General features: G+C 31.2%; 18 protein-coding genes. 5 read left to right on the top strand and 13 right to left on the bottom strand.

From position 1 onward, the window contains the following. Positions 1-3: 3 nt before the first annotated feature. From leuB to FAY47_RS12225, 8 genes are all read right to left on the bottom strand, one after another. Positions 4-1,086, bottom strand: coding sequence for a 3-isopropylmalate dehydrogenase (leuB, locus tag FAY47_RS12260; RefSeq protein WP_143317019.1), 1,083 nt, complete (start codon positions 1,084-1,086; stop codon positions 4-6). Between the two features lie 42 nt (positions 1,087-1,128). Continuing rightward, positions 1,129-1,617 (bottom strand): 3-isopropylmalate dehydratase small subunit, encoded by a 489-nt coding sequence (leuD, locus tag FAY47_RS12255; RefSeq protein ID WP_143317017.1) that lies wholly within the window; start codon positions 1,615-1,617, stop codon positions 1,129-1,131. Between the two features lie 14 nt (positions 1,618-1,631). Continuing rightward, on the bottom strand, positions 1,632-2,891 hold the full coding sequence (leuC, locus tag FAY47_RS12250) for a 3-isopropylmalate dehydratase large subunit (RefSeq protein ID WP_143317015.1): 1,260 nt from the start codon (positions 2,889-2,891) through the stop codon (positions 1,632-1,634). Between the two features lie 14 nt (positions 2,892-2,905). Next, positions 2,906-4,501 carry a citramalate synthase gene (cimA, locus tag FAY47_RS12245; protein ID WP_143317013.1) on the bottom strand — a complete coding sequence of 532 codons (1,596 nt, stop codon included), beginning with the start codon at positions 4,499-4,501 and terminating at the stop codon, positions 2,906-2,908. A gap of 44 nt (positions 4,502-4,545) precedes the next feature. Continuing rightward, positions 4,546-5,067: an acetolactate synthase small subunit gene (ilvN, locus tag FAY47_RS12240; RefSeq protein WP_143317012.1), complete on the bottom strand. Its 522-nt coding sequence runs from the start codon at positions 5,065-5,067 to the stop codon at positions 4,546-4,548. A gap of 614 nt (positions 5,068-5,681) precedes the next feature. Next, positions 5,682-7,028 (bottom strand): phosphoglucosamine mutase, encoded by a 1,347-nt coding sequence (gene glmM, locus FAY47_RS12235; protein ID WP_143317010.1) that lies wholly within the window; start codon positions 7,026-7,028, stop codon positions 5,682-5,684. A gap of 82 nt (positions 7,029-7,110) precedes the next feature. Continuing rightward, complete coding sequence (locus tag FAY47_RS12230; protein WP_143317008.1) at positions 7,111-7,410, bottom strand: YerC/YecD family TrpR-related protein; 300 nt, start codon at positions 7,408-7,410, stop codon at positions 7,111-7,113. A 92-nt stretch (positions 7,411-7,502) separates the two neighbouring features. After that, positions 7,503-8,333: an AIM24 family protein gene (locus tag FAY47_RS12225; RefSeq protein WP_143317006.1), complete on the bottom strand. Its 831-nt coding sequence runs from the start codon at positions 8,331-8,333 to the stop codon at positions 7,503-7,505. A gap of 172 nt (positions 8,334-8,505) precedes the next feature. Between FAY47_RS12225 and FAY47_RS12220 the strand changes: the two genes are divergently transcribed. The 3 genes from FAY47_RS12220 (at position 8,506) to FAY47_RS12210 (ending at position 11,816) form a co-directional block, all read left to right on the top strand. Continuing rightward, positions 8,506-9,210: a response regulator transcription factor gene (locus FAY47_RS12220; RefSeq protein ID WP_143317005.1), complete on the top strand. Its 705-nt coding sequence runs from the start codon at positions 8,506-8,508 to the stop codon at positions 9,208-9,210. After that, positions 9,200-10,627 carry a HAMP domain-containing sensor histidine kinase gene (locus tag FAY47_RS12215; protein ID WP_143317002.1) on the top strand — a complete coding sequence of 476 codons (1,428 nt, stop codon included), beginning with the start codon at positions 9,200-9,202 and terminating at the stop codon, positions 10,625-10,627. Before FAY47_RS12220 ends, FAY47_RS12215 begins: the two co-directional genes overlap by 11 nt. A 97-nt stretch (positions 10,628-10,724) precedes the next feature. Continuing rightward, the gene (locus FAY47_RS12210; protein ID WP_143317001.1) at positions 10,725-11,816 is read left to right on the top strand and encodes an Ig-like domain-containing protein; all 1,092 of its coding nucleotides are present in this window, start codon (positions 10,725-10,727) and stop codon (positions 11,814-11,816) included. Between the two features lie 59 nt (positions 11,817-11,875). Here the strand turns inward: FAY47_RS12210 and buk are convergent, their stop codons facing one another. The 5 genes from buk to cdaA all read right to left on the bottom strand — a co-directional run bounded on the left by buk (position 11,876) and on the right by cdaA (position 17,787). Then, positions 11,876-12,943 carry a butyrate kinase gene (gene buk / locus FAY47_RS12205; RefSeq protein WP_143316999.1) on the bottom strand — a complete coding sequence of 356 codons (1,068 nt, stop codon included), beginning with the start codon at positions 12,941-12,943 and terminating at the stop codon, positions 11,876-11,878. Positions 12,944-12,966: 23 nt separating this feature from the next. Then, on the bottom strand, positions 12,967-13,875 hold the full coding sequence (ptb, locus tag FAY47_RS12200) for a phosphate butyryltransferase (protein WP_143316997.1): 909 nt from the start codon (positions 13,873-13,875) through the stop codon (positions 12,967-12,969). Between the two features lie 203 nt (positions 13,876-14,078). Further along, positions 14,079-15,674: an FAD-dependent protein gene (locus FAY47_RS12195; RefSeq protein ID WP_143316996.1), complete on the bottom strand. Its 1,596-nt coding sequence runs from the start codon at positions 15,672-15,674 to the stop codon at positions 14,079-14,081. A 74-nt stretch (positions 15,675-15,748) separates the two neighbouring features. Beyond that, a complete protein-coding gene (locus tag FAY47_RS12190; RefSeq protein WP_143316994.1) occupies positions 15,749-16,963 on the bottom strand; it encodes a CdaR family protein in 1,215 nt (404 codons plus the stop codon). Continuing rightward, the gene (gene cdaA, locus FAY47_RS12185; RefSeq protein ID WP_143316993.1) at positions 16,936-17,787 is read right to left on the bottom strand and encodes a diadenylate cyclase CdaA; all 852 of its coding nucleotides are present in this window, start codon (positions 17,785-17,787) and stop codon (positions 16,936-16,938) included. Before cdaA ends, FAY47_RS12190 begins: the two co-directional genes overlap by 28 nt. Before the next feature lie 163 nt (positions 17,788-17,950). Here cdaA and FAY47_RS12180 point away from each other — a divergent pair, with 163 nt between their 5' ends. Then, the gene (locus tag FAY47_RS12180) at positions 17,951-18,934 is read left to right on the top strand and encodes a hypothetical protein (RefSeq protein ID WP_143316992.1); all 984 of its coding nucleotides are present in this window, start codon (positions 17,951-17,953) and stop codon (positions 18,932-18,934) included. A gap of 59 nt (positions 18,935-18,993) precedes the next feature. Next, entirely contained in the window at positions 18,994-19,536 is a 543-nt protein-coding gene (locus tag FAY47_RS12175; protein ID WP_143316991.1) for a cell wall hydrolase, read from the top strand. Positions 19,537-19,552: the final 16 nt, after the last annotated feature.

Below are 19,552 nucleotides of genomic sequence, written 5' to 3'. Positions count from 1 at the left end.
AAGTTACATCCCTTTCTCAATTTTATTCATAACTAATTTACCCATTTCTTCTGTTCCAACAAGCTTCATTCCTTCACTCATGATATCTCCTGTTCTATATCCTTCTTCTAAAACCTCTTGAACAGCTTTTTCTATAAGCTTAGCTTCATCCTCTAAATTAAAGCTATTTCTAAGCATCATAGCTCCAGAAAGAATTGTTGCGAGTGGATTAGCTATACCTTTTCCTGCAATATCAGGTGCACTACCATGAATTGGTTCATACATTCCAAAACTGTTTTCTCCAAGTGAAGCTGATGGAAGCATTCCTATAGAACCTGTAATCATGCTAGCTTCATCTGATAATATATCTCCAAACATATTTGAAGTTACTATTACATCAAATTGTTTTGGATCTCTTACAAGTTGCATAGCAGTGTTATCTATATATAAGTGATTTACTTCTACTTCTGGATAATCTTTTGCAACTTCTTCAATAACTTTTCTCCATAATCTTGAACTTTCAAGTATATTGGCTTTATCTACTGAAGTAACTTTTTTCTTTCTCTTCATAGCTGATTCAAAACCAATTTTTGCAATTCTTCTCACTTCATCTTCATTATATTTTTCAGTATCATATGCTGCTGGAACTCCATTATCTGAACATCGTCCTCTTTCACCGAAATAAATTCCTCCAGTTAATTCTCTAACTACAAGTATATCTATTCCATCACCTATAATACTTTCTTTAAGTGGTGATGCATCTTTTAGTGGAGCATAAAGAATTGCTGGTCTTAAGTTGCAGTAAAGACCTAACCCTCCTCTTAATCCTAAAAGAGCTTGTTCTGGTCTTATTTTTGCTTCTGGGTCATCCCACTTCGGACCTCCAACAGCCCCAAGCAATACTGCATCGCTCTTCTTACATTCATCTAAAGTTTCCTCAGGAAGTGGTGTGCCAAGTTTATCTATAGCACATCCACCTGCCAACAAATACTTATAATCAAACCTATTGCCAGATCTTTCTCCTATTAAATTTAACACCTTTACTGTTTCATTAATAACCTCAGGCCCTATTCCATCTCCAGATATAACCGCTATATTATATTTCATATTTCTAACCCCCTGTTTTATTTACTGCTTATTAAACATTTCTTATTTTTTATTTCTTATATATCCTGCTAATCCATCGTTATCTATAATGTTTTGCATAAACGCTGGGAAAGCCTCCCCTTTGTAAGTTTCATTTTTAGTTAAGTTCCTTATTTCACCTGTTGTGAAATCAACTTCTAACTTATCTCCTACATTAATAGATTTAACGGCTTCTTCACATTCAAGTATTGGTAATCCTATATTAATAGCATTTCTATAAAAAATTCTTGCAAATGTTGAAGCTATGACACAACTTACTCCAGATGCTTTAATTGCTATAGGAGCATGTTCTCTTGAAGATCCACAACCAAAATTTTTGTTTGCTACAATAATGTCTCCCTCTTCAACCTTTTTAACAAAATTTAAATCTATATCCTCCATACAATGAGCCGCAAGCTCCTTATGATCAGATGTATTTAAATATCTTGCCGGTATTATTACATCCGTATCTACGTTATCTCCATATTTAAAAACTTTTCCTGTTACCTTCATTATATATATCCTCCTTAAACCAACTCTGGATCTGTGATTTTCCCTGTTAATGCTGATGCTGCTGCAACTGCTGGACTTGCTAAGTAAACTTCTGATTCAACATGCCCCATTCTTCCAACAAAATTTCTGTTAGTTGTTGATACAGCTCTTTCACCTTTAGCCAATATTCCCATATGTCCACCTAAGCATGGACCACAAGTTGGAGTTGAAACAACAGCTCCTGCTTCTACTAAATCTTTTATAATTCCTTCTTCCAAAGCCTGAAGATAAATCTTTTGTGTTCCCGGGAATACTATACACCTAATTCCTTTTTTAACTTTCTTACCTTTTATAATGTCTCTTGCTATTCTTAAATCTGTCATTCTACCATTTGTACATGATCCTATAACAACTTGGTCTATAGTAACTTCTCCAACATTATCTATTGTTCTTGTATTGTCAGGTAAATGTGGGAATGATACTGTTGGTCTTAATTTACTTAAATCTATTTCATAAACTTCATCATATTCAGCATCTTCATCAGCTTCGTACTTCTTCCATTCTCTGCTTGCATGTTCTTTCAAATATTCTTCTGTCTTTACATCTACTGGAAAAATCCCATTTTTCCCACCAGCTTCTATAGCCATATTAGCCATAGTAAACCTATCATCCATAGAGAGATATTCTAATCCATCTCCTACGAATTCCATTGATTTATATAATGCTCCATCAACACCTATCATTCCTATTATGTGTAAAATTACATCCTTACCACTAACCCATTTTGCAGGCTTACCTTTAAGTACAAATTTAAGTGCTGAAGGAACTTTAAACCAACATTGTCCTGTAGCCATACCAGCTGCCATATCTGTTGATCCTATTCCTGTTGAAAAAGCTCCAAGTGCTCCATAAGTACAAGTATGAGAATCAGCTCCAATAACTACATCTCCAGCAACTGCTAATCCTTTTTCAGGAATTAAGCAATGCTCTATACCCATTTCTCCCACTTCAAAGAAATTAGCTATTTCTTTTTCATGAGCAAACTCTCTAATATATTTTACTTGCTCAGCTGCCTTTATATCTTTATTTGGTGTAAAGTGATCAGGCACAATAGCAATTCTTTCTTTATTAAATACCTTGTCTACTCCAAACTTTGAAAATTCATTAACTGCTACAGGTGTTGTAATATCATTACCTAATACTAGATCAAGCTTTGCTTCAATTAATTGTCCTGCCTTTACACTTTCTAATCCAGCATGAGCTGCTAAAATTTTTTGCGTCATTGTCATTCCCATTTTATAATCATCTCCTAAAAATATGTTTTTACTTTTCTTTCTATATCTTTTATTAGTTTGTATTCTATTGAGTCTACCAGAGCTATCCAACTAGCTTGAATTATATCTCTAGATACTCCAACAGTACTCCAATTTTCCACACCATCTGTAGATTCAATTAAAACTCTAACCTTTGCCTCAGTAGCACTCTCCGAGTCTAAAACTCTAACCTTGTAATCTACCAGTCTCACATCTTTTAACTGAGGATAAAATACTTCCAATGCTTTTCTGAGTGCCTTATCAAGTGCATTTACAGGTCCCTCTCCCTCTGCTGCATTCATTTCTTCTTTTCCATCTACAGTTACATTAATCATTACTGAAGAAGTAAATTCACCATTATCTGAAGGCTGTTCTGCAAAAACCTTAAAGTGATTTAGTTTGAAGAAAGGTTTATATTTACCTATAATTTTTCTCATAACTAATTCAACAGTTCCCTCTGCTCCTTCAAATTGATATCCTTCATACTCCAATTCCTTCAATCTATCTGTTATAATTTGAACTTCTTTACTTTCCTTAGATATCTGAGGAAATATTTTTTGAATCTCCGATAGAATAGTGCTTTTCCCACTAACTTCAGATATTAAAAATCTTCTTTTGTTCCCTACACTTTCAGGGATTATATGTTCATATGATTTTGAATCTTTACAAACTGCATCTATATGCATTCCACCTTTATGTGCAAATGCTGAATTTCCTACATAAGGTGTTTCATCTTTTAATGTTATATTTGAGATTTCTGCTATGAATCTAGCAACACTAGTTAATTTAGAAAGGTTTTGATCATCAATTATTTCATGCCCCATTTTTAACTTTAAAGTTGGAATTATTGCACTTAGATTTGCATTTCCACATCTCTCGCCCATTCCTATAAATGTACCTTGAATGTGATTTATCCCAACTTGTGCTGCCACAATAGAATTAGCTACCGCCATTCCTATATCATCGTGACAATGTATACCTACATTGCCCCCTATATTGCTTATTGCTTCTGATGCTATATCTTTAACCTCATTTGGTAGCGTCCCTCCATTTGTATCACATAATACAACTGTGCTTGCCCCTGCCTTCTCCGCTACCTTTATGGTTGATAGAGCATATTCATTATTATCTTTATATCCATCAAAAAAATGCTCTGCATCAAATATTACTTCTTTTCCTTTATCTATCAAATATTTTATAGTATCACTTATCATATTAAGATTTTCATCTAGTGTAGTTTTTAAAATTTCTGTAACCTGAAAATCCCACGACTTACCAAATACTACTACTACATCAGTATCTGCCGAGAGTAGATTTTTTATATTCTTATCATCCTCAGCTTTTATATTTGATCTCCTAGTGGATCCAAAAGCAGCTATCTTAGCCCGATTTAGCTTTACTTCCTTGATCCTTTTAAAAAACTCCATATCCTTAGGATTGGATCCTGGATTTCCCGCTTCAATATAAGTAACCCCAATATCATCTAATGCCCTAACTATTTTGAGCTTATCTTCTAAAGAAAAGGAAATTCCTTGTCCCTGTGCCCCATCTCTTAAGGTTGAGTCAAAAATGCTTATGTTTTTATTTGTCATTAAAGCCCCTCCTTATTTCATTATTGCCTATTTATATTACTAACTTAAATTTCATCAGAATAATCATCGTAGCTTACTATTGTCCTATCTCCTCTTTCAAGAGCCGCTACCCCTGTTCTTACTAGCTCCCTTATTCCATATTCATCCATAAGCTTAATTAATGCAGATATCTTATTCTCATCCCCTGTCAACTCAATAGTTAAAGTATCAACAGATAAATCAATAATCTTACATCTAAATATCTTAACTACTTCATTAATATCTGCTCTTTTTTCGGCACTAGCCTCTACTTTAATAAGCACTAATTCTCTATACACTGAATTATTGTCTTTAAGATTAATTATTTTTATTACATCTTCTAATTTATTTAGTTGTTTTTGTACTTGCTCAAGAGTATCATTGTCCCCATTTAAAGTAATCGTCATTCTCGAAATTCTTTCATCTTCTGTTCTACCAACTGTCAAACTATCAATGTTATATCCTCTTCTTGAAAACAATCCAGCTACTCTACTTAGCACACCAGATGAATTCTTCACAAGAACTGATAATACATGTTTTTGTTCCATCTTTTCCCCCTCCTTACATTAACGGAACCATTAATTTAAATAAATAATTGCTTTATATAGTATATAAAAAAAACCACCCTTAATGATATACATCATAAGAGGTGGAATAATACTCCGCCTAAATATAACATAATCGGTTCTAACAAACCCTTACATATAACGGATGCTCACCGGATATCGCTTACTCACTTATAAACAAAGCTTTCTGGATTCTGCTCAGGAGTGATACCTATTTAGCCAAAAGTATCAGTTCACACCAACCACTGACTCTCTTAAACTTTTTTATGCCAAATAACCTTCTCCATCTTTGCATTTTTAATACTAGGAAACTATTCAGTTGTGCTTTTGATAAGATTTTACCCCTATATTTTTTTATTGTCAACATTTTACTTATATTTTTACTAATTTAATACCACGAGTATTCCTAATAAATCATTTTAATAATCAACCCCAAAAAAACGTCAAATTATTATTAATTTATCAATCATTTTTCCCGAACACTAACAATATGTTACCTTTTTCTTTTTAATATTACCACAATATCATTTGTATGTATTGTTATGATATAAAAAAAGACTCAATACGATTCCAAATCATATTGAGCCATTCTTCTATCAGTTACATTTTTTAACTATCATATCAGCTAAATCATGAGCCATTTTATTAATTTCTTCTTGATTTTCTCCTTCTAGCATAACTCTTACTAAAGGTTCTGTTCCAGAAGGTCTTATTAAAACTCTACCTTTTCCATGTAAAGTTTCTTCAATTCTTTTTATCTCAGCTTTAATTTCTTCGTCTTCTAAGTATATATTCTTTTTATCATTTGGAACAGTAGCATTAGCTAATACTTGTGGTAATTCCTTCATGATAGAACATAATTCACTTAACTTTTTCTTTTCCTTCTTAACTACAGCTGCCACTTGAAGTGCAGTTACTAACCCATCTCCTGTAGTGTTATAATCTAAGAAAATAATATGTCCTGATTGTTCTCCACCAAGAACATATTTCCCTTTAATCATTTCTTCAAGTACATATCTATCTCCAACCTTAGTCTTTAATGTTTTAATATTTAACTTTTCACAGGCTATATCAAGTCCAAGGTTGCTCATTACAGTAACTACAATAGTATTATCTTTCAATCTATTTATTTCTTTTAAATGTTTTCCACAAAGAGCTAAAATAAAGTCTCCATTAATTAAATTTCCCTTTTCATCTACTGCAAGACATCTATCTGCATCTCCATCAAAAGCAAAGCCTACATCACAGCCCTTTTTAACTACATACTCCATCAATTCCTCTGGATGAGTTGATCCACACTTCTCATTTATATTAGTTCCGTCTGGGTTGTCATTTATTACATATACGTCAGCACCTAATTCTCTAAATGCTTTTACAGCTGCTTTATATGCAGATCCATTAGCGCAATCTAAGGCTATTTTAATTTCTTCTAAATTAACAGCAATAGTTTCTTTAGCAAAATCTATATAATCCTCTAATGCACCTACTTCAATCATTTCTCTACCTACTCCAACACCTACTGGACTAGGCACTCCATAGAAATCTCCTTCTATAACACTTTGAATTTCATCTTCTAATTCATCTGATAATTTATAGCCTTTGTCATCAAAAAACTTAATTCCATTATACTCAACTGGATTATGTGATGCAGATATCATAATTCCAGCGTCAGCCCCATATTTTCTTGTAAGATGTGCAACTGCTGGAGTTGGAACGACTCCAAGTACAACAGCTTCAGCTCCAACAGATAATATTCCTGCAACCAAAGCAGCTTCTAACATATCTCCTGAAATTCTAGTATCCTTCCCTACCAATATCTTTGGTTTATGGGCACCTTCAGTTAAAACAAATGCTCCAGCTCTCCCAAGGTTATACGCAAGCTGTGCTGTTAATTCTGCATTAGCAATTCCTCTAACTCCATCAGTTCCAAACATTCTACTCATATAAAATACCTCACTATATTAATCTCTAATATTCTATTTTTTCTATACATTAGTATAAACTTTAATACTAATTATATCAACTTTATCTTTCCTTAATTCTTTCTAGCACCATGTTATATCCATCACTTCCATAATTCAAACATCTATTTACCCTACTTATTGTAGCAGTACTTGCTCCTGTAATTTCAGCTATTTCTGTATAAGTTTTCTTTTCGCTAAGCAATTCAGCTACCTGAATTCTTTGAGCTAATGCTTTCACCTCATTAATTGTGGCTACATCTTCAAAAAACTTATAACATTCTTCTATATTTTTAAGCTTTAAAATGGCATTAAATAATAAATCCATTTCATCACTTTTGATCTTTGATTCATAAGTGCTCATAATTTCACTCCTAACAATATATTATATATTCACATACAATTATACTTAATGCTTTTTTAATTCACAACTTTATTATATTAGAGCACTCTATTTTAAACCTCAGTATTACTTTTCCCACCAGGATTAGTCATACCATTTAACCCTATTAATTTAATATCTGAATAAACACTTTGTGTCGGCAATAGCCACACTTCTCCAGTTCCTGAATATACATTTAGTAAACCTTCTCCATTAGTAGCACTTCCTATTACAGAAGATGATTTTTCTACAGTAAATTTTATGTTACTTGTCCTAAGTACAACAAAATTACCATCAACTTTTATTGAATCATTAAATAATTTGCATTTAAATACCTCTGTTTCTGGCACAGGTAATTCTAAAACTACTATACCACTTCCTCTAAGACTTGTTTGATACACCCCCTCATGTCCAAACAACATAGAAGATACACTTTTTTGCATAGCTGCACCAACCTCTACTTCTTCTTCACAGGCATAAAACAAACCATCATCTACAATTATTTCTTCGTCTTCTAACTCAATTAAGGCGTAATGTCCAAATGAAGGCTCCAAAAAGATTTCACCACTTCCTTCATAAGTTGGCTTAAACATCTCTTCTCCTGTAAGCTTACTATTAATAAACTTTTTCCCAAGTCCTATTACTCCTCCAGTTTTATTTTCAATGCATATATCACCCTTCATATAACTTAATGCTCCAGCTTCAAGTTTTACAGCACTATCCTCTAGAATAATTCTAACCTGCCTAAGTTTAATTCCCGCTTCATTCATAACCTTTATTCCAAAGGCAGTTTCAATATCTGTAGCTCCTTCCAACTTATCATATTCAAGCACTTGAAACTTTGAATCATTTGACATTTGTGAAAGCATTGTTAATTTATTTTCAGAATTTATGCTAGTTCTCATAATTCCCACTCCATACTTCTTATATTATAAAATATTAACTTACCTACATTTTATCATATTAACCCATCATAGTCTTTTTAATTCCAAAAACCTAAAAATGTATTAATATTGGCAATAACTATATGTTAATATGTTAAAGTAAAATTAGTAGTTTATTAAAGGAGAAATATATATGAATAATGATTATAAAGTATTAGTTGTTGAAGATGAATTGTCTATAAATGATATTCTGTCATCCGCATTACGTTCAGAAGGGTACTCTGTACGAAGTGCATTTAGCGGCAAAGAAGCTAGAGCACTATTAAAAACCTTTAACCCTTCCATTGCTTTATTGGATATAAATCTTCCTGATGAAAGCGGTTTTGATATCTGCAAGGATATTACTAGGACTTATTCGATTCCAATAATAATGTTAACTGCCCGCACAGATATAGTTGATAAAATTTTAGGATTAGAACTTGGAGCTGATGATTATATTACTAAACCATTTCACATAAAAGAAGTTTTAGCAAGAGTTAAAAATGCTCTAAAACGAATTGATAAGTACAAATATAAATGCGAAGATAAATTCGTTCTATTAACAAATAATATAAAGATTAATTATGAAAATAGATGTATTTATAAAAATAATGAACTAGTTAAACTAAAGCCTAGAGAATATGATTTATTAGAATACCTATCCAAAAATAGGGACAAGGTATTTTCTAGAGATACACTACTAACTCAAATTTGGGGATTCGATTATGATGGAGATGAAAGGACTGTTGATGTTCATGTAAGAAGACTTAGAAGTAAATTGGATGATAAAGATGAAAGATCACTAATTGAAACTGTTTTTTCTGTAGGCTATGTGATGAGGTATAACAATGAAAATTAAAACAAAAATCACTATTGGTATTGGAACAATTTTATTAACATCAGGAATTGTTTTTAATCTTACTTTTAGAAATATTTTAAACGAAAGAATGGAGAATACTATAAAAGAATCCGTCTCTCAAATTATGAACAGTACCATGGAATCTGTTAAATACAGAAACTCCTTAAGTTCTACTGAACCAAATGAAGATAAGCTCAAAAATGGTGCTGATTATTTGGTTAGCTATATATCATTAAATAACTCTTGCAATATTCAAATAAGAGATAACTCTAATAAAATACTTGCAAGCAATACTGCAGTAGAATTTGGAACTGAAATAGACAAAAATAGTACTAAAGCATTAAATGGAAGTGCAGTAATCTTAATCAAATATTCAAATTCTAGTGTTTATGGAATATTATCTTACCCCATTTATATTGATGATATACAGCTTGGAACTTTAACTATAGAAAAGGAATATAATGATATTTACCTAAGTAATCTAAGCACTATAAACTTAATTACTGTATCAGAAGTTGTTATTTTCCTATGTATCTTTTTTACTGCACTTTTAATTACCTCTACAGTAACTCATCCAATTATAGCATTAACTGAAGGAGTAAAAAAAATAGAAGAAGGTGATTATAACTTTTCTATCAAGTCCAAACATAATGATGAAGTTGGAATTCTATCTAAAGAATTTATTAACATGAAAGATAAGATTAAAGAACAGATTCAAACTATAAAAGAAGAACAATTAAAAGTTGAAACTTTAGAAAAGCACAGAGAAGAATTTTTTAACAATGTTACCCATGAACTTAAAACTCCACTTACTGCAATAACTGGTTATTCAGAAATGCTCAAGGATGACATTGTTATTGATCCAGACTTTAAGAAAAGAGCTGTTGAAAGAATATACGTGGAAAGTGATCGTGCCCATAAGTTAGTACTAGATCTAATAACAGTTTCAAAGGGGCAAACACAGATATCAGAAGCTATAAGCGAAATACATATGAAACCCCTTATCTCAGAGATAATAGAAGATATGAGCTTAAAGGCAAATAAATACTCACTAAACATTAATTATACTATTGAAGATGGTATTGTTTTAGGGCAACAAAATAAACTTAAGCAATTATTTATAAATATTATTGATAATGCAATTAAATATTCATTTAACAGCAACATTATTTCAGTAAATTGCTACTGCAAAGAAAATTTCTATTTTGCAGAAATAAGCAATAGTTCAATGGGAATTCCTGAAAATGTATATAACAAAATATTTGATCCATTTATAAAAACTAACTCATCTCCAGATAATTATAGTAGTGGATTAGGTCTGTACATCAGCAAACAAATTGTGACTAGCCATGGTGGAAATATATATATTATTAACGGCGAAATAGTAACTGTAAAAATAGAATTTACTCTTTTGTAATTATTTTTTCTTGTTAATAACTTGGAAATATATTCTCTATTTTTAGAAATATTTCAAGTTTATTATCTAAGTATAAACTAACAAGGAGTCGAAATTTATGAAAAAAATTAATTTATTAAAGGTCTTATTATTATTCATTTTTTCTATTTTCATTGCCATTCCACTATGTGGTTGTAACTCAAAACAAGATAAAGAAATAGTTGTAGCGAAAAATGTTAAGGAAGATTTAAACTCTGTTAAAAGTGAAATTCTTCAATTAATTGAAGAAGGAAATGCATTTTTGCACTCCGGAAAATACCCTGAAGCTAGAACCTCTTACGAAAAAGCTATTTCAAAAGATAAAGCAAACGAAAGCACTTACCTACAAATTAAAGATAATTACATGAATGCTAAAAGGTTTGATGATGCCTACTACATTATAAAATTAGCTATTGACAATAATGTATCTAAAGATGCAATGTCTAAAGTTTTAGAGGAAATAAAATCGAACTTTTCACCTATATTACTTGAAAATACTATTTCTGAAGGAGCTGATTACAATTTACCAACTCAAACCAATATACCAGAAGCCACTATTACTAATCCGGTAAATATTAGATGGCCTCAAAAAAACATTGACACTTCAAACCCTGGCACTTTTACTTATGATGGTTATATAGATGAGTATGGAAGAACTGTACACTTAACATTAACAATAAAAAAGGTGGTTAAACAAAAGATCCCTACAACACAAAAAAAAGAAGTTGTTAAATCATCTAAAATTGGATTTATAGATAGTATATATGAAGAGAATGGAGATACTTTCATAAAATTTAATGAAACTGAATTTTATAGAAATGAAGATGCTAAAAGAGAGTATGCTAAAGATGGATTTAGTCCTTCAGATTATGAATGGGGCAATGACTATTATATACGCGAAAATAACAAAGAGCAAAAGACATACAAATTATCCAAGGACTGCAAAATCAATGTTTGTTCATATCTAGTTGATTCTGAATTTCAATACAAAACAGAACTAAGAACTATATCTAAAGACAATTTTAAAATTTATGTATCTAATTGTATTAATAGATATAATAATGAATTAACTCAAGATCCTGAAATGCCAAAGTATACTAGAGCTTTACTCTTCTGGATAAATACCGAGGATGATATAGTAACAAGCATGAATATGCAATATACTCCTTAATTTTTACAAAAACACCTTATAAAAATAAGGTGTTTTTTATATTAATAATTTATTTATTTCTAATAGACTTTAGCTTCTTCTTCTCCACTTAGAACTCTAATTGCTCCTTGTGCTAAAGCTAATAATTCATCTTCTCCTGGATATACTGTAACTGGAGCAATCCACTCAACATTAGATTTTAAATCTGGCACTAATACAGGTGAATAAGCAATTCCTCCTGTAAGTAATATTTGATCAACCTTACCATTTAATGCCGCTGACATTTCTCCAATTGCTTTAGTTATTTGATAAAGAAATGCTTTGTATAATTTTTCAGCTTGTTTATCTCCTTTTTCCATCATATCTACAACGTCTCTAAAATCATTTGTATCTAAATAAGCAACAATTCCACCTTTTCCAACTATCTTGCTATATACTTCAGCTTCACTATACTTTCCACTAAAACACATTTTAATTAGATCTCCAACTGGAACTGCCCCTGCTCTTTCTGGTGAAAATGGGCCATCTCCATCTAAGGCATTATTTACGTCAACAACTTTACCATGGTTATGAGCTCCAACTGAAACTCCTCCACCCATATGCACAACTACAAGATTTAAGTTCTCATATCCTTTTCCACTTTCTTTACCATATCTTTTAGCCACTGCTTTTTGATTTAAGGCATGGAACTTACTCTTTCTTGGAAGTTCAGGAGCTCCTGATATTCTAGCCACATCTGCAAGTTCATCAGTAACAACAGGATCAACAATAAATGATGGCACCCCTAATTCATCTCCAATTGATCTAGCAAGTATCCCACCCAAATTAGATGCATGTGGTCCTTGCACTCCAACTTTTAAGTCTTCTATCATTGCATCATTCACAGCATAAGTTCCACCTTCTACAGGCTTAAGCATTCCACCTCTACCTACAACTGCACTTAATGTTTTTAAATCAAATTTCTTTTCTTTAAGTATATTTATTATTACTTCTTTTCTAAATCCAAATTGATCATATATTGTGTCATATTTCTTTATTTCCTCATTTGTATGTCTTAGTGTTTCTTCAAACAACTCTTTTTCATCTTCATATACTCCAATTTTTGTTGAAGTTGAACCTGGATTAATAATTAATAACTTATATGACATATCTCATCCTCCAATATTTCAATTTATTTTGCAGCTTCTGCAACAACTGCCGCTAAAGCTATTGAATTCACTTTAGTTTCAAAGCTATCTGCTCTTGAAGTTAATATTACTGGTGCTGATGTACCTACTAATAATCCACCATTCCTTGAATTAGAAGTGTAAGTTAAAGTTTTATACATAACATTTGCTGTTTCTATATTTGGTAACATTATTATGTCAGCTTTCCCTGCAACAGGGCCTGTAATTCCTTTATGATGAGCAGCTTCTTCTGACAATGCATTATCAAGAGCAAGAGGTCCATCTACGATACATCCCTTAATTTGTCCTCTATCATTCATCTTTGATAATAATGAAGCATCTACTGTTGCTGGCATGTCTGGATTCACTACTTCAACAGCACATACTGGCGCAACTTTTGGACATTCTATTCCACATGCATGAGCTACATAAACTGAATTTTGTAAAATTTGAACCTTAGCCTTTAAATCTGGATATGTGTTAAATGCTGCATCTGTTAAGAAAATTAATCTGTCAAAACCTTCTATTTCAAACACTGACACATGTGACATAACTTTACCAGTTCTAAGACCAACTTCTTTATTTAACACACTTCTTAAGAAAGTAGCTGTATCTACTAAACCTTTCATAACCATGTCAGCTCGTCCGCTTGATACTAGCTGTATAGCAAAAAGTGCCGCTTTCTTTACATCAGGTTCATGAATTACTTCAAATTGAGTTAGATCCATTCCTATTGAATCTGCTATTTCTTTTATTTTTTCCTTATCCCCTACCAATATAGCATCAGCTATGCCTTGTTCTTTTGCAGCTTTAATAGCTTCTAACACTGGTTCATCTTGTGCTACTGCAACTGAAACTTTTTTTCTCTTGCATTCTTTCACCCTTGATAATAAATCATCAAAATTTTTACTCATTTATATGCACCTCTTATTAATTATTTGTTTTTGCTTAATTTTATATTGTAATTTATAAAAATAATATAAACATACATCCTAATTAAATTGAATATGTTAATTTTATAACAATCTAAGACACAGTTATTCCATTTATTATAATTTTATTGTAACAAAAAATATTCTGAAAAGCTAAATTTTCAGAATATTCAAAAGATTGTTTTTTATTTGTATTCATTTATTATTTTCTCTGCAACCTTGATTCCATCAACTGCAGCAGATATAATTCCTCCAGCAAATCCAGCCCCTTCTCCAGCTGGATATAGTCCTTTAGTACTTATACTTTCCAACTTTTCATTTCTACTTATCCTTACAGGGGCAGAAGTTCTAGTTTCTATACCTGTTAAAATTGCGTCATTCATCGCATACCCTTTTATCTTTGTGTCAAATTTAACTATCCCTTCTTTTAAAGTATCCACAACATAACTAGGTAAACATTCATTTATTTCTCTAAGTTCAAATCCTGCAGTATAGGATGGATTTACACTCCCTATCTTCTTACTTTTTTCACCTTTTAAGAAATCTCCTACAAGTTGTACTGGCGCCTTATACTTACCGCCTCCAAGATTATAGGCCAAACTTTCATAATGTCTTTGAAATTCCATACCACTTAAAGGTGAATTTCCTTCAAAATCCTTTGATCCTACCGTTACAACTAAAGCTGAATTTGCATTTTCTAGATCTCTTGCATGATAACTCATTCCATTTGAAACAAGTCTATTCTCTTCAGATGCAGCAGCTACTACTATTCCTCCAGGACACATACAAAAAGAATATATTCCTCTATTATTCTTAACACTTTGATAAGTTAATTTATAATCTGCTGCCTTTAATCTAGGATGGTTTGCAAATTTACCATACTGACTTACATTAATAAGTTCTTGAGGATGCTCTATTCTAACTCCAATAGCAAAAGCTTTGCTCTCCATAAATATTCCTTCATTGTGAAGCATAGTGTATGTATCTCTAGAACTATGTCCAATAGATAATATTAATACTTCACAACTTATTTCATTTCCATTTACTTTTATACTTTGAATTTTGCCATCCTTGACATTAATTCTTTCTAATTTAGAATTGAAATGAACTTCCCCACCTAAAGCTTTTATTTCTTCTCTTATATTTTTAACTACATCCTTAAGTATATCAGTCCCCACATGCGGTTTTCCTATATATGTTATCTCTTCCGGAGCTCCAGCCTTTACAAGTTCCTCTAGTACAAATGTACATCTCTTATCTTTTATTCTTGTTGTCAATTTCCCATCAGAGAAAGCTCCTGCTCCACCTTCACCAAATTGAACATTAGATTCTAGATTTAAATCAGATTTTCCTTTCCAAAAACTTTCCACAGTCTTTGTTCTATTATCCACATCTTCTCCACGTTCAAAGACTATAGGCCTATATCCTTCTCTAGCTAAAGTTAAAGCTGAAAATATTCCTGCCGGTCCAAACCCTATTACTATAGGCCTGAAATTCATTTTTTTATTTCCATGAACTATATCTTCATGCATCTCATCTTCTTCCAGCTTAGCATCCTTGCACTTTGCATGCTTCAATATCTTTTTTTCTCCATTACACTTTATCTCGATAGAATAATTAAATTTAATATTGTCCTTTTTTCTGGCATCTATACTTTCCCTTATTATTTTATACCCTATAATATCCTCCTCTAATATCTTAAGTTCACTAGCTACTTTTTTCTTAAGAATATCTTGTGATTCATCTATATTTAGGTTAACATTATTTATTCTAATAGTCATAGTTATAACACATCCCTTTTATCTACTAGATAATCATTTTATCATATTATAAAAAAAAGTAGCAACGCTACTTTTTATTTAACTGTTACTTTAACCTTCTCTGGTTTTGATATTACTTTTATATTATTATCTGCATTAACTATGTTAACTTCTATAGGAACTTCCTTTTCACCTGCTTCGGTTATATCTCCAACTGAAGCAGTAGCTGATATATTGGCTGCTGTTATTGAATTTAAAGCCTCTTGCGTTCCAGATACCTCTACACTAATATTAGGAACTTCATATTTTAACGTACCTTCTTTTTTATTTATTAAGTTAACTTGTACACCATCAATGCTTTTTGTTACAGTATTATCCTTCACTTTTATTGTTGCCACGACATAATTTTGTCCACTTGCTAACATAATTCCACTAGGCAGTTTTAACTTTATCTTAATATCTTCATTATTATTAATACTAGCCAAATCTATTGGCTCAGTTTCTATACTATCTATATTAGAAATTTCATCATAGTTTCCTATTATAGTAACTTTCTCTTTTGATAAAACAGTGCTTTCAAGAGTTAGATTAGAACTTAACTTTCCTGTATAAGTAGGCTTAATAGTAACATCTTTTTGATTTCCTACCTCTATAGCTAGTATTCCTTCATTCTCACTAACGTTAACCCCTTTAACTTCATTTCCTTGAGCATCTACTGCTACTAAATTAAATTTCTCATTTATATTTTCCTCAATATCAAGCTTTTCACCCTTCAAAGCTACCTTAGCAACTTTATTTACAGCACTTTCTGGTCCTGATACTTTAACTTTATTAGGTTTAACATCTACGGAACTTTTCGTAATTCCATTCTTAAATGTCGTCTTTACAGCAGAATATACCGAAACTTCCTTTTCCACTTTATTCTCTATATTAACTTTAACTGCTAATACTCCGATGTTTTTTATAGTTAACCCCTGTGGATAACTCTCTATCTGGACAGGTATATTATTCTCACCTTTTTTTAGCGCATATGAACTTAAATCAGCTTTTATGTTGAAATCATTTTTCTTTACACTGTATATGTCATTAGCTGGCCCCTCTAGTTTTACATCTACAACAAAACTTTGATCTGGAGAAATACAAAGATTTGAACTATCTAATACTTCTGTATTAACTATTTCCACAGGAACATCTTTTATGTCGGATGTCCTTGTTGGATTTTCAACATTAGATATATATAGCCATAATACAAAAGATAATAATATGCATATCAGCTTTATAATTAGGCTTTTTTCATTCCCATTATCCATGTCTTCACCTTCTCTCCAGCAGTTTTTACCCTTTTTGAATCCCTATTAGCCATTATCTTAAGCAATATTGTTTTTAATTTTTCTTTATCATAATTCCTCGTTAACCTTCCATTTACAGCTAAAGATATAACTCCTGTTTCTTCAGATACTACTATAATTAACGCATCTGAGTTTTCTGACAAACCAATTGCTGCCCTATGTCTAGTTCCAAGTTTCTTATTTATCGAATTATTATTAGTTAATGGTAAAACACAACCCGAAGCGTGAATCCTATCTTTTCTTATTATTGTGGCTCCATCATGAAGAGGTGTATTCACAACAAAAATATTTTCTAGTAAATTCGCACTGACTTTTGCATCTATTATTGTTCCCGAAGGTAACAATTCGCCAAGCCCAGTTCCCTGTTCTATAGCAATTAGTGCTCCTGTTTTCGTCTCTGCTAAGTTTTCCACAGCTACTACAACTGCATCCACAACTTCTGTTCTCTTCTCCACACTAGGACCATTGTGAATGTCATCAAAAGCGCTTCTTCCTAAATGTTCTAATGCCCTTCTTATTTCTGGTTGGAATATAATAACAACAGATAACACTCCTATAGTTAATGTTTTATTTAGAATAAAGTTTAACATATCTAATTTTAAAATGTAACTAACAGGAATAAGTACTACTATAAAAACTATTCCCTTCAATAATTGTTCAGCTCGCGTCTCTTTTATTAACATATACCCTTTATAAAAAATAAAAGATACTACTAAAATATCTAATATAGACCAGGCTGATATATTTTTTATCGTATTTACTATCATTAAATAAAATTCTTGCATGTGGTCACCTCAACAAAATACTTTATATATAAATTATACACCAATTTCCTAATCCTTAATATAAAAGCTAATTACAATTTTATGAATATTTATATACTATTTATTTTTTCTTAAAATATATATTTTATAAGGTACATTAATTTTAGAAAAAGGAGTAACTACTATGAAAATTATGAATTTAAAAATTAATAATAAACTTGTATATATTTTTGCCTTTTTAATAATATTAACCTTATTAATATTACTTTTTATAAACTTGTCTCCTGGAAGTAGGGATATGAACAACCTAAATAAAATCTGTAAAGATATTGAAAAGCATAATTCATCTCTTCAAGGGTGTTTAACTGATAATGGACTAGACTTAAATGAAACTGAGGATATCCTTTCCTCTGAATTAATCAATTTAAAATCAATAAATGATGAATTATATGCTTTAGAAGTTAATGATAACAAACTTTCTATTAAAGACGAATTATTAAAGACCTTAGGATATAACATAACTCTTTTTGAGTCATGTTTAAATCTAGTAAAAGCTCCAGAAGATAAAAATCTTTTATCAAAATACAATGATTATTCAACAACTTATTCTCTTTTTGAAAAAAATTATGAAACACTTAACTCACTTGGTGTCAATGGAAGTATTCCTCCCGAAGCTAAGAATTTTTTCTCTAGATCATTTGACTATTTTGGAACTATTATTAAAATAAACAGAGATAATGATATCTATGTTGATCAAAAGAAATCTTATGTTTCCAACATAAAAAATTGCTTAATAGCCTTTGATAGCATAAACGAAGATCTAAAACCCGCATTGACAAAAATTAAAGAAGATAAAAGAAGCTTAGATGTACTATTAAAAGATATTAAAGATAAACGTTCTAAATTAAGTGATATCAAAAGCAAATCTTATGGCTTAACTATACCAGAGGGCGGCAATAATTGTTACAATTTGCTTCAGGAATCTATTAACTATTATGAACTATATATAAATGCATTAGAAGATTCTATTATTTTTGAGAAAACATCAAAAGATGCTAATAGTGCAGAAATTGAAAAAAACTATAATGATAGTTTTTTTAAATATAATGATTTTATTAATAAGTTGAAGTATTTAAGTGCAGAACTGGATAATTTTAATAAAAAATAGTATATATAATTTCCTTTTGGTCATAATATTTCTTGACCGGGTTAGAAAAGGAGGTTCATATGAAAAAATTTTTAAATCTATTTATACTTTGCTTAGCCCTCTCACTTGTAGTATTTTCTAACTGTACTACAGCAAAAGCTTTAGATGCAAAACCAAATGCAGGATCGGAAAATTTAGACCAAAATAATATAGATAAGGCAGTAGAAGTCTTTAATCACGGTCAAAAAAAATTATATATAACTCAATCCGACATTGATTTAATGGCAAAATTAATTTACGCCGAAAGTCGAGGTGAGCCATACGAAGGGAAAGTAGCTGTAGCCTCTGTAGTTTTAAACAGGGTCTTAAGTCCTAAATTCCCCAACACAATTAAGGAAGTGATATATCAGCCCAAAGCATTTTCATGCGTAAATAATGGGCATATAGCTGCCCATCCTGATAAAAATTGTTATGCCGCTGTATACGATGCTTTAAGAGGAAGTGATCCTACTAATGAAGCTCTATACTATTATAACCCGTCTATTTCTACATGTTCTTGGATGCAGCATACTGAAAAAAAAGATACTAAATCTATAGGACATCATTTATTTTTTAAATGTTAAAAGAGGGTTTACACCC

This window comes from Clostridium sp. HBUAS56017, from assembly GCF_007115085.1.
GTDB lineage: Bacteria > Bacillota > Clostridia > Clostridiales > Clostridiaceae > Clostridium > Clostridium cibarium.
Note: the sequence above shows the minus strand (reverse complement) of the source record. Positions and strands in the feature narration are given on the sequence as shown.